The 13,384-nt window shown below is 67.9% G+C and carries 13 protein-coding genes; 10 read left to right on the top strand and 3 right to left on the bottom strand.

What is annotated here, in order from left to right:
* From BU28_RS22290 to BU28_RS0107110, 3 genes are all read left to right on the top strand, one after another.
* A partial coding sequence (locus BU28_RS22290) for an electron transfer flavoprotein subunit alpha/FixB family protein (RefSeq protein WP_036762329.1) occupies positions 1-406 on the top strand: 406 nt, incomplete at its 5' end.
* Between the two features lie 352 nt (positions 407-758).
* Positions 759-1,760 carry a glycine betaine ABC transporter substrate-binding protein gene (locus BU28_RS0107115; RefSeq protein WP_028718861.1) on the top strand — a complete coding sequence of 334 codons (1,002 nt, stop codon included), beginning with the start codon at positions 759-761 and terminating at the stop codon, positions 1,758-1,760.
* A 71-nt stretch (positions 1,761-1,831) separates the two neighbouring features.
* Entirely contained in the window at positions 1,832-2,884 is a 1,053-nt protein-coding gene (locus BU28_RS0107110; protein ID WP_028718860.1) for a proline racemase family protein, read from the top strand.
* A 5-nt stretch (positions 2,885-2,889) separates the two neighbouring features.
* On the opposite strand, the gene BU28_RS0107105 is transcribed toward BU28_RS0107110, so the two are convergent.
* The 3 genes from BU28_RS0107105 to BU28_RS0107095 are packed head-to-tail and all read right to left on the bottom strand — an operon-like array spanning position 2,890 to position 5,225.
* A complete protein-coding gene (locus BU28_RS0107105) occupies positions 2,890-4,236 on the bottom strand; it encodes a sensor histidine kinase (protein WP_028718859.1) in 1,347 nt (448 codons plus the stop codon).
* Entirely contained in the window at positions 4,233-4,895 is a 663-nt protein-coding gene (locus BU28_RS0107100; RefSeq protein ID WP_028718858.1) for a response regulator transcription factor, read from the bottom strand. The genes BU28_RS0107105 and BU28_RS0107100 overlap by 4 nt, the downstream gene beginning before the upstream one ends.
* Positions 4,896-5,225: a PepSY domain-containing protein gene (locus BU28_RS0107095; RefSeq protein WP_028718857.1), complete on the bottom strand. Its 330-nt coding sequence runs from the start codon at positions 5,223-5,225 to the stop codon at positions 4,896-4,898.
* Between the two features lie 141 nt (positions 5,226-5,366).
* Here BU28_RS0107095 and BU28_RS0107090 point away from each other — a divergent pair, with 141 nt between their 5' ends.
* The 7 genes from BU28_RS0107090 (at position 5,367) to BU28_RS0107060 (ending at position 13,246) form a co-directional block, all read left to right on the top strand.
* Positions 5,367-6,029 (top strand): calcium-binding protein, encoded by a 663-nt coding sequence (locus tag BU28_RS0107090; RefSeq protein WP_028718856.1) that lies wholly within the window; start codon positions 5,367-5,369, stop codon positions 6,027-6,029.
* 450 nt (positions 6,030-6,479) lie between these two features.
* A complete protein-coding gene (locus BU28_RS0107085; protein ID WP_036762282.1) occupies positions 6,480-7,367 on the top strand; it encodes a substrate-binding domain-containing protein in 888 nt (295 codons plus the stop codon).
* 66 nt (positions 7,368-7,433) lie between these two features.
* Positions 7,434-8,945, top strand: coding sequence for a sugar ABC transporter ATP-binding protein (locus BU28_RS0107080; protein ID WP_028718854.1), 1,512 nt, complete (start codon positions 7,434-7,436; stop codon positions 8,943-8,945).
* Complete coding sequence (locus tag BU28_RS0107075; protein ID WP_028718853.1) at positions 8,942-9,919, top strand: ABC transporter permease; 978 nt, start codon at positions 8,942-8,944, stop codon at positions 9,917-9,919. The genes BU28_RS0107080 and BU28_RS0107075 overlap by 4 nt, the downstream gene beginning before the upstream one ends.
* Before the next feature lie 2 nt (positions 9,920-9,921).
* On the top strand, positions 9,922-10,863 hold the full coding sequence (locus tag BU28_RS0107070) for a tagatose kinase (protein ID WP_028718852.1): 942 nt from the start codon (positions 9,922-9,924) through the stop codon (positions 10,861-10,863).
* A 4-nt stretch (positions 10,864-10,867) separates the two neighbouring features.
* Positions 10,868-12,145: a D-tagatose-bisphosphate aldolase, class II, non-catalytic subunit gene (locus BU28_RS0107065; protein ID WP_028718851.1), complete on the top strand. Its 1,278-nt coding sequence runs from the start codon at positions 10,868-10,870 to the stop codon at positions 12,143-12,145.
* Positions 12,146-12,250: 105 nt separating this feature from the next.
* Positions 12,251-13,246 (top strand): LacI family DNA-binding transcriptional regulator, encoded by a 996-nt coding sequence (locus BU28_RS0107060; protein ID WP_248616120.1) that lies wholly within the window; start codon positions 12,251-12,253, stop codon positions 13,244-13,246.
* Positions 13,247-13,384 lie beyond the last annotated feature (138 nt).

Genomic DNA, 13,384 nt, shown 5'->3' with positions numbered 1-13,384 from the left:
GTCGTCCTGGGTCGCCGACGAGGTGGCCGAGAGCGACCGTCCCGAACTGACAAGCGCGAAACGCGTGGTCTCGGGCGGCCGGGCGCTGGGGTCGAAGGAGAGCTTCGCGATCATCGAGCAGCTCGCCGACAAGCTGGGCGCGGCGGTCGGCGCGTCGCGCGCGGCGGTCGACAGTGGCTATGCGCCGAACGACTGGCAGGTCGGGCAGACCGGCAAGGTGGTGGCGCCCGAGCTTTACGTGGCCGTGGGCATCTCGGGCGCGATCCAGCACCTGGCGGGGATGAAGGATTCGAAGGTGATCGTCGCCATCAACAAGGACGAGGAGGCCCCCATCTTCCAGGTCGCCGACTACGGCCTCGTCGGTGACCTCTTCACCGTGGTGCCGGAACTCACAGGAAAGCTCTGAGCGCTTCACCGTTTGCGCAAATACCCCGGGGGGCGCGTCCCCGAGGCCCCGTCGAGGGGCCACGGGGACGCGGGGGGCAGAGCCCCCCGGCCACCCCACGCAACGCGCCGGCCCAGCCCCGGACCGAAACCGCCCCCGCAAAAGGGGCGGTTTTGCATTTCCACCCTCCTTCGAGACGCCCGCTACAGCGCAGAAATTCCCTTCTTTCGTTGATCGTGCTTGACCGAATCGCGGCACTCGCACAAAACTGTATCTGAAATATCGTATACGGTTTTGAAGCCCATTAAGCTCTGGCGGTATTTCGAAACAAAGCGGCACCCTCCAACAACCAGCCGCATACAGGGAGATGGAAATGCAGAAACTGCTTGGCTCGACCGTCCTTGCCGCCGCCTTCTGCGGGGCAGGCGGCATGGCACTTGGCGCGGAATGCGGGGATGTGACGCTGGCCGTCCACAACGTGCAAAGCGCCGAGGTGCTGACCTTTGTCGACAAGTTCATCCTGGAGCACGGCTATGGCTGCACGGTCGAGACCGTGCCGGGCGACACCGTACCCACGACCACCTCGATGGTGGAAAAGGGCGATCCCGACGTGTCCTCGGAAACCTGGGTGAACCTGCTGCCCGAAGTGGTGCCGCGCGGCCTGGCCGAGGGCAAGATCATCTATGGCGCCCCCGCGCTGCCCGATGGTGGCATCCAAGGCTGGTGGATCCCGAAATACCTGGCCGACGCCCATCCCGAGATCAAGACCGTCGACGACGCCCTGGCCCATCCCGAACTGTTTCCCGACCCTGAGGACTCCGGCAAGGGCGTGATCTTCAACGGGGCCGAAGATTGGGGCGCCACGGTCGTCACCGCGCAGCTTTACAAAGCCTATGGCGCCGAGGCCAAGGGCTTCAACCTGATGAGCCCTGGCTCGGCCGCGGGCCTCGACGGGGCCATCGCCAAGGCCTACGAGCGGCAGGAAGGGTTCATCACCTATTACTGGGCGCCGACCGCGCTCTTGGGCAAATATCCCATGGTGATGCTGCAGGCGACGGTCGAACACGATCCCGACGAATGGAAGCGCTGCATCACCACGCTCGACTGCGCCGATCCCAAGATCACCGGCTGGCCCGTGGACGAGGTGATGACGGTCGTCACCAAGGATTTCGCCGCACGCACCAGCCCCGAGGTCATGGCCTATTTCAACACCCGCGGCTGGAGCAACGACACCGTCAGCAAGCTGATGGCCTGGGAAACCGACAACCAGGCCACGGGCGAGGATGGCGCCGTCCACTTCCTAAAGGAAAGCAAGGACATCTGGACCAAATGGGTGCCGCCCGAAGTGGCGCAGAAGGTCGAAGCCGCCCTTTAGGTCCTGGCCCGACCGTTTCCGCCCGGGCCGGCGCCCGGGCGGCCGACCACCATCATTTCCAGGAGAGAGTCATGGCGTTCAAGCGCATGATCAATGCCGTCGATACCCATGCCGGAACGCCGATGCGTGTCATCACCGGCGGCGTGCCGCACATTCCGGGCAATTCCGTCTATGAAAAGATGAAATGGCTGGAAACCAACGACGACCAGTTGCGCAAGCTGATGCTGCGCGAGCCGCGCGGCTATCCGGCGCATTGCTGCAACATCATCGTGCCCCCGACCCACCCCGAGGCCGATGCCGGCTATATCATCATGGAGCAGATCGAATATCCCGTCATGTCGGGCGGGAACACGATCTCGGTCGTCACCGTGCTGCTCGAGATGGGCTTGCTGCCGATGCAGGAGCCGGTGACCGAACTGGTGCTCGAGGCGCCGGCCGGGCTGATCCGCGTGCGCGCCGAATGTCAGGGCGGCAAGGTCAAAAGCGTGACGTTCCGCAACGTGCCCGCCTTTGCCGCGCATCTGGACGTCGAAATCGACGTGCCGCACCTGGGGCGTGTGCGCGTCGATGTGGGCTGGGGCGGCATGTTCTATGTCATCGCGGACGTGCGCCAGTTCCCGGGCCTGGAGCTGATCCCCGACCATGGGCGCGAAATCACGCGCGTGTCCGCGATGATCCGGCAGGCCGCGATCGAGCAGCTGCCGGTCGCCCATCCCGACTATCCCGGCGTGGGCATCACCATCTCGCAGCTTTCGGGACCGACCGGGGACCCGAACGCGGACTGGAAGAACGCCGTCACCATGGCCTCGGGCGACTTCTCCTGGGACGATCCGGCGACCTGGACCGGCGCGATCGACCGCTGCCCCTGCGGCACGGGCACCTGCGCCAAGATGGCGGTGCTGCACGCCAAGGGCGAATTGCCGCTGGATCGGCCCTTCCGCCACCAAAGCATCCTCGGCAATGTCTATACCGGCCGCCTAGTCGAGGAAACGACCATCGCCGGCCGCGCCGCGGTCGTTCCCGAGGTCTCGGGAACCAGCTGGATCTATGGGCTGAACACGCTGGTGCTGGACCACGACGACCCGTTCACGGAAGGGTTCACCGTGGGCGACACCTGGGCCTGACGGCCCTAGCGCGCGGCCGGGTCCAGCGTCAGCAGCACCTCGAGTCCCGGGCGGGCGTTGCGCATCCGCAGGCTGCCTCCGGCGGCATCGGCCACGCCCGCGACCAGGGCCAGGCCAATGCCCTGTCCCTCGCTTTCCGGGTCGAGGCTCAGGCCGCGCTGGGTCAGGCGGGTCAGGTCGGCCTCGGGCACGCCGGGGCCGTCGTCGCGGACCCGGATCGCCACCTTGCCGCCTTCGGCCCGGACCGAGGCGGTGACGGTTTCATGCGCGTGGCGCATGGCGTTTTCCATCAGCGCCCCCAGCGCCTCGGTCAGGTCGCCCGCGTCGATGCGGGCGCGCAGCGGCTCGGGCGCCTCGATCCGCCAGTCGATCAGGCCGCCCTGCGGGGTGCGGCGCAGGACCTCGACCAGCTTGCGCAGCACCTGCGCGGGGTCGGCGCCGGCCGCGGCGCGGTCGGTCTGGATGCGGGCCCGGGCCAGTTCGCGGTCGACATGGCGGCGCATGGCGGCGGCGATGGTTTCGATGCTTTCGGCGATCTCGTGCTGGCCGCTGTCGCGCAGTTGCCGGGCGTCGCCCATCAGCGCCTGCAAGGGGGTTTTCAGGCCATGGGCAAGGTCCGCCGCGCGGTGGCGGGCGCGGGCCAGTTCCCGGTCGCGGGCATCCAGCAGCGTGTCGATCTGGCTGGCCAGCGGGACCACCTCGGCCGGCATGTCGGTGCCGATCCGGGTGCGCGCGCCGCGAGCAAGTTCGGCCACCCGGGCGCCAACCTGCGCCAGGGGTTGCAGGCCGACGCTGATCTGCACGAAGAACGCCGTCAGCAGCAGCGCCCCCAGCAACGAAAGATAGGGCAGCAGGTCGCGCATGAAGCCGCGCCGGGCCAGGGCCAGTTCGTTGCGGTCAAGCGCGACCAGGATCTGCAGCGGCACCGCATCCGCCCCGGAACCGATCAGCAGGTCCTGTTGCAGAGCAATCAGCGACTCGGACTGCGGGCCGGTCAGGTCCAGCATCGTCAGGCGGCCGGGAACGGGGGGCCCCTCGACCATGGGCAGGTTGGCATCCCAGAGCGAGCGGGAATGGCGCAGGTCGTCCCCCAGCCTGATCTGCCAGTAATGGCCCGAAAAGACCTGCTCATAAAGCGGGTCCAGCGGCACCGGGCGCAGGGCGGGGCGGCCGGGGGGCAGACGCTCGACCATCGAGGCCAGGGCCAGGGCCCGCGATTTCAGGTCGGCCTGAGCGATGCGTTCCACATGGCGGTCGAACAGCAGTGCCAGCCCGACCGACGACAAGGCCAGCGCCACCACGATGGCGAGCGCCCCGGCCAGCATCATCCGCCAGCGGATCGAAACCTTCACGCCTGCGCGTCCAGGTGATAGCCGAAGCCGCGCCGCGTGGCGATGACGCCGGGCCCGAGCTTGCGGCGCAGGCGGGCAATGATGGCTTCAAGCGCGTTCGCTTCGCGCGCGTCGTCGTCGCCGTAAAGATGCTCCAGCAGTTCGCCCGGCGCGATCACCCGGTCGCGGTTCAGCGCCAGATAGGCCAGCAGGCGGAACTCCAGCGGCGTCACCGCCACGGGGATCCCGTCCAGCGCGACCGTCATGCGGTTCAGATCCACCACCAGCCGGCCGAACTGCTGCTGGCCCGCGCCGCGCCCGCCCGCACGGCGCACCAGGGCGCGGGCGCGGGCGATCAGCTCCTCCATGCGGAAGGGCTTGGGAAGGTAATCGTCGGCGCCCGCGTCGATGCCCTCGACCCGTTCGGTCCAGGCGCCGCGCGCGGTCAGGATCAGAACCGGGCTTTCGCAGCCCTCGGCGCGCCAGCGCTTCAGCACGGTCAGCCCGTCCAGCCGGGGCAGGTTCAGGTCCAGCACGATCAGGTCGTAATTCTCGGTCCCGCCGCGAAACCAGGCGCTGTCGCCATCCGCCACCGTCTCGACCCGAAAACCCGAGCCGGTCAGCGCGCGGTCCAGATCGGCCGCGATGCGGGGATCGTCTTCGACCACCAGGGCGCGCATTCAGTCCTCTTCCTCGTCCACATCCACGATTGTGCCGTTGGCGGCGTTCATGTCCACCTCGATCAGGCGGCCGTCGGTGGTGACCAGGTCGACTTCATAGACCAGGATGCCGTTGCTGTATTCCAGCTCGACCTCGATCACCTTGCCGGGGTGCTGTTCCTGCAACCGGGCCAGGACCTGGGCCAGGGGCAGGATCTCGCCGCGTTCGACCAGGTCGCGGGCCAGCTCGACGTCGGGACCGGGGCCGGGGCCCGGCCCGGGGCTGCCCTGGCCGCCGGCGACCTGCGGCGCCAGCAGCAGGGCAAGGAAAAGGAAAAGCGCGCGTGTCATGACGCCTTATCTAGCGGTTCGCCGCTGACATTTCGCTGACAGATCGGATCAGAGCGCTGTCAGGCGGGTTGTGGCAAGACGAAGGCACAAGCCGGGGCAGCGCGCCCCGAAAACCCGAATCAACAACGAAAGGATCGCATGATGGCACGCAAGATCGGAACCAACCTGGCCGACCGGATCGCGGGAACCAACCTCTCGGACTGGCTGTCCGGGCTGGGCGGGAACGACACCATCCTGGGCCACGGCGGCAATGACGAAATCGAGGGCGGGGCCGGCAACGACAAGCTGTATGGCGGCGCCGGCAATGACGAGCTTGAGGGCGGCACCGGCAACGATCTTCTGCACGGTGGCGTGGGTCATGACGAACTTGAAGGCGGCGCGGGCAACGACACGCTTGCCGGCGATGACGGCAACGACGAACTGGACGGCGACGCCGGCAACGACCGCCTGCTGGGCGGCGCGGGCAATGACGATCTGGACGGTGGCAGCGGGTTCGACTTCCTGCACGGCGGCACAGGTCGCGACACGCTGGACGGCGGGGCAGGGGCCGACACGCTGACCGGCGGCGCCGGCGCCGATGTGTTCGAGTTCGAGCTTGGCGACGGGCGCGACCGCATCACCGATTTCCGCAATGGCGAGGATCGGCTGGATATCGACGACTACAGCGCGGCGCAGGTCAACGCGCTGATCCGCTCGGCCCAGCAGGTCGGCGACGATGTGGTGCTGCGGCTGTCGGCCGATACCACCATCACCATCGACAACTTCCGCGTGGCGCAACTGGACAGCAGCGACTTTCTGATCTGACGCAAGGGGGCGCCGCCCGGCCGGCCAGGCCATGGGCGGCGCTTCGGTGATCCTGGCCCTGGCAGGCACAGTTCGCCCACCTGCAGTTCCCGGGTGTCGGACAGCGTGAACCCTTGCGCAAAGGGGTCATCCGGATCGATGCGCGACTGCCGGCGGCCAAAGAGATAGCCTGATGCGCGGCAGCATGGCGGGGCGGCCACCCAGGGTCGCCTCGTCCGGTATTTCTGTGACCCGCCGGCGCCGCGGCAACTTTATTGAATTGATTGAGGAAACAATTCGAAGAAGCTTTCGCTCGTGAGTACCTAGGGCAGAAAATTACCTCGGGTAACGTCTATAATTGACACCCGTAAAAGTTTTTGCTCTAAACCTCCCTGACCGCCGGAACGGGAATCCGGTGCGTCGCCGGCTTTGCCGGCTGTCTCGTTGATGTTGAGACCTTGGGAGGGCCTCATGACCTACAAGATTGCGCTTTCGGCGCTGCTGACCTCGGCCGCGCTGGCCTTTGGCGGGGCGGCGCAGGCCGACGGCATCGGTGCCTCGCTGCTGACGCAGCAGCATCCGTTCTATATCGAACTGGCCGAGGCGATGAAGGCCGAGGCCGAGGCCAAGGGCGTGCCGCTGGAAATCAGCATCGCCAACCAGGACCTGAACAAGCAGCTGGCCGATGTCGAGGACTTCATCGTCAAGGGCGTCGATGTCATCGTGATCTCGCCGGTGGACAGCCAGGGTGTGATGGCTGCCATCGCCAAGGCCGAGGCCGCGGGCATCAAGGTCGTGACCGTGGACGTGCCGGCGGCGAACGCCAAGGTCACGTCCCACATCGGCACCGACAACTATGCCGGCGGCGTCAAGGCGGGCGAACTGATGGCCCAGGTCCTGGGCGGCCAGGGCAAGGTCGCGATCATCGACTATCCCACCGTCCAGTCGGTCGTCGCCCGCATCGAGGGCTTCAAGAAGGCGCTCGAGGCGCATCCGGGCATCGAGATCGTCGCCCAGCAGACCGGCATCACCCGGGCCGAGGCCCTGGCCGTCGCGCAGAACATGCTGCAGGCCAATCCCGACATCACCGGCATCTTCGGCTTTGGCGACGATGCGGCGCTGGCGGCGACCGTCGCCGTAAAGTCGGCCGGGCTTGAGGGCAAGGTCAAGGTGATCGGCTTTGACGGCATGGAAGAGGCCCGCAACGCGGTCGATACCAACCCGACCATGGTCGGCGTGATCCAGCAGTTCCCCGACCAGATGGGCAAGACCGCCGTGGACACGGCCGCCATGGTCATCGAGGGCAAGGACGTTCCCGCCGAGCAGCCCATCGTGCCGGGCGTCTACGTCAAGAAATAGGGTCATTGTCGCGCAAGGCGCCGCCCCGCGATGCCTTGCGCCGGCCCTGGGGGAGGAGGCAAGCGGATGAGCCAGACCGCGCCAGTCGTGCTGTCCCTGCGCGACGTCAGAAAAAGCTTCGGCCCGGTCGCGGCGCTCAAGTCCATGCGGCTCGACGTCAGGCCCGGCCGCGTCCATACCATCCTGGGTGAGAACGGCGCCGGCAAGTCCACGCTGATGAAGATCCTGGTGGGGGTCCACCAGCCTTCGGGCGGCGAGATGGTGCTGGACGGCCGCCCCTATGCGCCGCAAAGCCCGCAGGATGCGGCGGCGCAGGGCCTGGCGATCGTCTTTCAGGAACTCAGCCTGTGCAACAACCTGACGGTGGCCGAGAACATCATGGCCACGCACGAGCCGTCGCGCCTGGGCTTCATCAACGACCGCAAGCTGCGGGCCCAGACGGCGGCGCTGGTGCGCGACCTGGGCCTGCCGGTCGATGTGGACGCGCGCGTCGGCCAACTGTCCATCGCACAGCGCCAGCTGGTCGAAATCGCCAAGGGCCTGAGCCGCCCGGCCAAGGTGCTGATCCTGGACGAGCCCACGTCGTCCCTGTCCGATTCCGAGGCCGAGATCCTGTTCCGCATCGTCGAGCGGCTCAAGGCGCGGGGCACCGCGATCCTGTACATCTCGCACCGGATGGAGGAGATCATGCGGCTGTCCGATGACATCACCGTCATCCGCGACGGCGAGTATGTCGCGACCCGCCAGCGCGAGGATACCACCATCGAGGACCTGATCGCGCTGATGGTCGGGCGCCGGATGGAGGAAATCTATCCGCCCCGCCTGACCGCGGCGCCGGACCCTGTCGGTTCCCCCGCGCTCGAGGTGCGGGGCCTGTCCAGCGGCAAGGCGTTCGCCGATGTCTCCTTCGCTGTCCGCCCGGGCGAGATCCTGGGCTTTTTCGGGCTGATCGGCTCGGGCCGCTCCGAAGTGATGAAGGCGCTGTTCGGGATGCGCGCCGCGACCGGCCAGATCATCGTCGGAGGCAGCCCCTTGCATCCGCGCGACCCGGCCGAAGCCATTGCCGCCGGCATCGGCTTTGTCACCGAGAACCGCAAGGAAGAGGGGCTGATCCTGGGCGCGGGCGTTCGCTCGAACATCTCGGCCGCCTCGCTGGGCCGGTTCTCGGGTCGGGGCGGCTTCCTGCGCTTTGCCGAGGAACGCCGCGCCGCCGGCGCCGAGGTGCGGCGGCTGGCGATCCGCACCAATGCGCTGGACACGCCCGCAGGCACCCTGTCCGGCGGCAACCAGCAAAAGATCGTGCTGGCGAAATGGCTGCTGACCCGGCCCCGCGTCCTGATCCTGGACGAGCCGACGCGCGGCGTCGATGTCGGCGCGAAATTCGAGATCTATCGCATCATCCGCGAACTGGCCGCCCAGGGGACCGCGATCCTGCTGGTGTCCTCGGAACTGCCCGAGGTTCTGGGTCTGGCCGACCGCATCGCCATCATGGCCGAAGGCCGGCTGCGGGCCACGGCGCCGCGCGGCGACCTGACGCCGGAACGCGTCATGGCCCATGCAACGGGAACCCATCAATGACCCAGACGACCGACCCCGACATTCACGCGACCCGCCACCAGCTTCGCGCCGCCCTGCATCAATACGGCGGCATCTTGGTGTCGCTGGTCGTGCTGTGCGTGATCTTTTCCGTCATGAACGAACGGTTCATGACCATCGCGAACCTGACGAACATCCTGCAGCAGGTGGCGGTGGTCGCCATCGCGGCCTTCGGCATGACCTGGGTCATCCTGCTGGGCGAAATCGACCTGTCCATCGGCTCGATCATCGCGGTGGCGGGCATGGCGGGGGCGCAGGCCCTGGCCCTGGGCTGGGGCTTCGTCCCGGCGCTGCTGTTCACGCTTGTGGCCGGCGCGGTCATGGGACTGATCAACGGTGTGCTGACGGCCAAGCTGATGCTACCGTCGTTCATCGTGACGGTGGCGACCATGGGCATCTATCGCGGCTTTGTCAGCCTGCCCACCAACGGGGCGCCGGCGATGATCATGGACCCGGCCTGGACCGCCATCGGCAGCAATGCCTGGCTTGGCCTTCCGATCATCATCTGGATCGTGCTGGCGCTGTTTCTGTTCAACCACATCCTTCTGTCGCGCACGACCTTTGGCCGGCGCACCTATCTGACCGGCGGCAACCGCGAGGCCGCGGTCTATTCCGGCATCAAGGTCGACCGGCTCAAGATCACCATCTTTACCCTGTCGGGGGTGATGGCGGCGATTTCGGGCATCCTGCTGTCCTCGCCCCTCTACTCGGCCCAGACCAACGCCGGCATGAGCTATGAGCTGGACGCCATCGCCGCGGCGGTGCTGGGCGGGACCAGCCTGGCGGGCGGCGTCGGCACCATGGTCGGCACGCTGATCGGGGCGCTTATCATCGGGGTCATGAACAACGGCATGAACATGCTGTCCGTGCCCTATTTCTATCAGCTGATCGTCAAGGGGCTGGTGATCCTGATCGCCGTCTGGCTGGACGTTCGGGCCAAGCAGCGGCGGAGCTGACCATGCAGAAAGTCCTGACCATCGGCGAAGTCCTGGTCGAGATCGTGGCGACCACGCGGGGCGACGGGTTCCTGCAGGCGCAGCCGCTGGTCGGGCCCTTCCCCTCGGGTGCGCCGGCGATCTTCGTCGACCAGTGCGGCAAGCTGGGCACGCCTTGCGCCATCGTCTCGCGCGTGGGGAACGACGATTTCGGGCGGCTGAACATCGACCGGCTGCGGGCCGACGGGGTCGATGTCTCGGGCATCGAGGTGGCTGTGGGGGAAACCACCGGCAGCGCCTTCGTCCGCTATCGTCCCGACGGCAGCCGGGCATTTCTTTACAACCTGCGCCATGCCGCCTGCGGCCAGATCCGGCCCACGCCCGCGTCCGAGGCGCTGGTCGATGCCTGCGGGCATCTGCATGTCATGGGCTCGGCCCTGTCCGCGCCCGGGCTGGGCCGGATGGTGATGGATGCCGCGCGGCGCATCAAGGCGCGGGGCGGCACGATTTCCTTCGACCCGAACCTGCGGCCGGAACTGCTGGACGCGCCGGGAATGCGCGAGGCGCTGGGGGCGATCCTGGACATGACCGACCTGTTCCTGCCCTCGGGCGAGGAGCTGTTCCTGTTCGACCCCGGCCGGGACGAGGCCGGCGCCATCGCCGCGCTGCTGGGGCGCGGCATCCGCACCGTGGTCGTCAAGCGCGGCGCAGAGGGGGCCAGCCTGTTCCAGCGCGGCCTGCGCGTCGATGCCCCGCCGCTCTCGGTGAACGAGATCGACCCGACCGGAGCGGGGGACGCCTTTGGCGGCGCCTTTCTCAGCCTGTGGCTGGCTGACACCGAACCGGGCCTGGCGCTGCGCCTGGCCAATGCCGCGGGCGCGCGCGCCGTGACGCGGCTGGGGCCCATGGAGGGCACCTCGACCCGCGCCGAACTCATGGCGCTGCTGCAAGAACAAGGGGCCTAAACCGATGACCGACAACCCACTGCATTCCATCGCTCAATGGCGCGACCGGCCCGGCCCTTCGGGCATCCCCTCGATCTGCACCGCCCATCCGCTGGCGATCGAGGCGGCGATGCGCTCCACCCTGCCGACGCCCCTGCCGCTGCTGATCGAGGCGACCTGCAACCAGGTCAACCAGGACGGCGGCTATACCGGCATGACGCCCGCCGATTTTCGCCGCTACGTCCATGACATCGCGGCGCGCGTGGGCTTTCCGCCGGACCGGCTGATCCTGGGCGGCGACCATCTGGGCCCGAACCCCTGGAAGGACCTGCCCGCCGAACAGGCGATGGACAAGGCCGAGGTGATGATCCGCGCCTATGCCGCTGCAGGTTTCACCAAGCTGCACCTGGACTGCTCCATGGGCTGCGCGGGCGAACCCGTCGCGCTGGACGACGCCGAAACCGCGACCCGCGCCGCGCGCCTGGCCGCGGCGGCCGAGGCGGCGCGGCCCGCGGGCGGCATCCCGCCCGTCTATGTCATCGGCACCGAGGTCCCGATCCCCGGTGGCGCCATGGAGGAAATCGAGGGGCTCGAGGTCACGCGCCCCGACGCCGCCCTGACCACCCACGCCGTCCACCGGCAGGCCTTTGCGGATGCCGGGCAGGATGATGCGTTCGCCCGCGTCATCGGGCTTGTCGTCCAGCCGGGGGTCGAGTTCGGCAACCACAACGTCATCGGCTATGACCCCGCAGCCGCCCGCGACCTTGCCGCCGTGCTGGGGCGGATGCCGGGCCTGGTCTACGAGGCGCATTCGACCGACTACCAGACGCGCGAGGCGCTGGCCGCGCTGGTCGGCGACGGCTTTGCCATCCTCAAGGTCGGGCCGGGCCTGACCTTCATGCTGCGCCAGGCGCTTTACGGGCTGGACGCCATCGCCGAGGAGCTGTTCCCCGGCCGTCGCTCGCGCCGCCTGCGCGACACGATGGAGGCGGTGATGCTGGACGCCCCCCGGAACTGGGACCGCTATTACCATGGCACCGAGGCCGAGCAGGCCTTGCAGCGGCATTTCTCGTACAGCGACCGCATCCGCTATTACTGGCCGCAGCCCGAGGCCGAACAGGCGGTGGCCGAGCTGTTCGCGCTGCTCGACGGCATCGACCTGCCGGAAACGCTGGTCGCGCAATACCTGGGCGGGCTTTACCCCGAGGTGCGCGCCGGGCGGCTGCCGTCCCGGGCGCGGGACCTGGCGCTGGCGGCGGTCCAGGGGCTGGTGCAGGACTATGTGGCGGCCTGCTGCCCTTGACCCTTGCGGGTCATGCGGAAAACAATGCAGGACCTTGGACAGGCGCCGCCACATTCCGACGCGCGCCGGGAAAGAGCCGGGATGGAAGACCACAAGATCAGGAACATGGAAGAGTTTTCGTCGGTCAGCGGCATCTCGCGGCCGACGATCTCGAAATACTTCAACGACCCTTCCAGCGTCCGCCGCTCGACCCGGGAGCGGATCGAGCAGGCCATTGCCCGCTACGGCTATCGGCCGAACCTGTTCGCGATCAACCAGAACCGCAAGCTGACCAAGAACATCGGCATCATCGTCCCCCACATCATCGACCCGTTCTATGCCGAGATCGTCCGCCAGATCGAAACCCGCTGCATCGAGGCGGGCTATTGGGCCATCGTCCTGGGTTCGCATGGCGACGCCGACCGCGAACGCAGCGCCATCGAGATGCTCTATTCCCTGCGCATCGCCGGGGCGATCGTCGCGCCCCTGGGGGACAGCTCCGCCTCGGACCGCATCCGGAAGCTGGCGGCCGACATTCCGACGGTGATCTTCGACAACCACATGGACGGGGACGAGGTCTTCGTGGGCACCGACAATGCCCAGTCCATGGGGCTGATGGTGGACTATCTGTGCCGCAGCGGCGCGCCGCCCTGCTTTCTGGACATGCCCGCCGTCAACACCAACGCCCGCGAGCGGCGCGAGGCCTATGTCCGCGCCATGGCCGACCAGGGGCTTCAGCCGCATGTGATCGCCACTCAGGTCAGCGGCTGGGATTTCGAGGAACTCGGCTATCGGGCCGGGCTTGATCTGCTGCCGGGCGGGCTGCCGGGACAGACCGTGCTTTGCGCCAACGACCGCCTGGCCATCGGCCTGATCGCGGCGGCCTATGAACGGGGCGTGCCGGTCGGGCGCGGCGCCTGTGGCGCGCTGCGGGTCGCGGGCCACGACGACCATCCGATGGCGCGCTTTACCGCCCCCGGCCTGACCACGGTGGCGCAGGACTATGTGGCCATCGCCGAAGCCAGCCTCACCACCCTGTTTCACATGATCGAGGACGGCGTCCGCCCCACCCAGCCGCTGCGCCGGCTCGAGGGCCGGTTGATCCTGCGCGCCTCGGCCTGATCCAGCCCAGGCGGGGCCGGGATAAAGCACGAAGTGCCGTCAGTGACCTGCCCCCCGGGTGGTTCCTCGTTCACAACGAGGGTCTACGGGTTTGAGATTGGTAGTCGGGCCGGTGGTTCTGGGCAAGCGCGCCGGGCG

Origin of the sequence: Paracoccus yeei ATCC BAA-599 (genome assembly GCF_000622145.1) — a bacterium.
Lineage (GTDB): Bacteria > Pseudomonadota > Alphaproteobacteria > Rhodobacterales > Rhodobacteraceae > Paracoccus > Paracoccus yeei.
The sequence above is the reverse complement of the archived record's forward strand: the minus strand, read 5'-3'. Positions and strand labels throughout refer to the sequence as shown.

Coding starts and splice junctions, on each gene's coding strand:
- BU28_RS0107095 (WP_028718857.1), bottom strand. CDS start 5,225: ATGACACGCGCGCTTTTCCTTTTCCTTGCCCTGCTGCTGGCGCCGCAG.
- BU28_RS0107090 (WP_028718856.1), top strand. CDS start 5,367: ATGGCACGCAAGATCGGAACCAACCTGGCCGACCGGATCGCGGGAACC.
- BU28_RS0107060 (WP_248616120.1), top strand. CDS start 12,251: ATGGAAGAGTTTTCGTCGGTCAGCGGCATCTCGCGGCCGACGATCTCG.
- BU28_RS0107080 (WP_028718854.1), top strand. CDS start 7,434: ATGAGCCAGACCGCGCCAGTCGTGCTGTCCCTGCGCGACGTCAGAAAA.
- BU28_RS0107075 (WP_028718853.1), top strand. CDS start 8,942: ATGACCCAGACGACCGACCCCGACATTCACGCGACCCGCCACCAGCTT.
- BU28_RS0107065 (WP_028718851.1), top strand. CDS start 10,868: ATGACCGACAACCCACTGCATTCCATCGCTCAATGGCGCGACCGGCCC.
- BU28_RS0107110 (WP_028718860.1), top strand. CDS start 1,832: ATGGCGTTCAAGCGCATGATCAATGCCGTCGATACCCATGCCGGAACG.
- BU28_RS0107070 (WP_028718852.1), top strand. CDS start 9,922: ATGCAGAAAGTCCTGACCATCGGCGAAGTCCTGGTCGAGATCGTGGCG.
- BU28_RS0107115 (WP_028718861.1), top strand. CDS start 759: ATGCAGAAACTGCTTGGCTCGACCGTCCTTGCCGCCGCCTTCTGCGGG.
- BU28_RS0107085 (WP_036762282.1), top strand. CDS start 6,480: ATGACCTACAAGATTGCGCTTTCGGCGCTGCTGACCTCGGCCGCGCTG.
- BU28_RS0107100 (WP_028718858.1), bottom strand. CDS start 4,895: ATGCGCGCCCTGGTGGTCGAAGACGATCCCCGCATCGCGGCCGATCTG.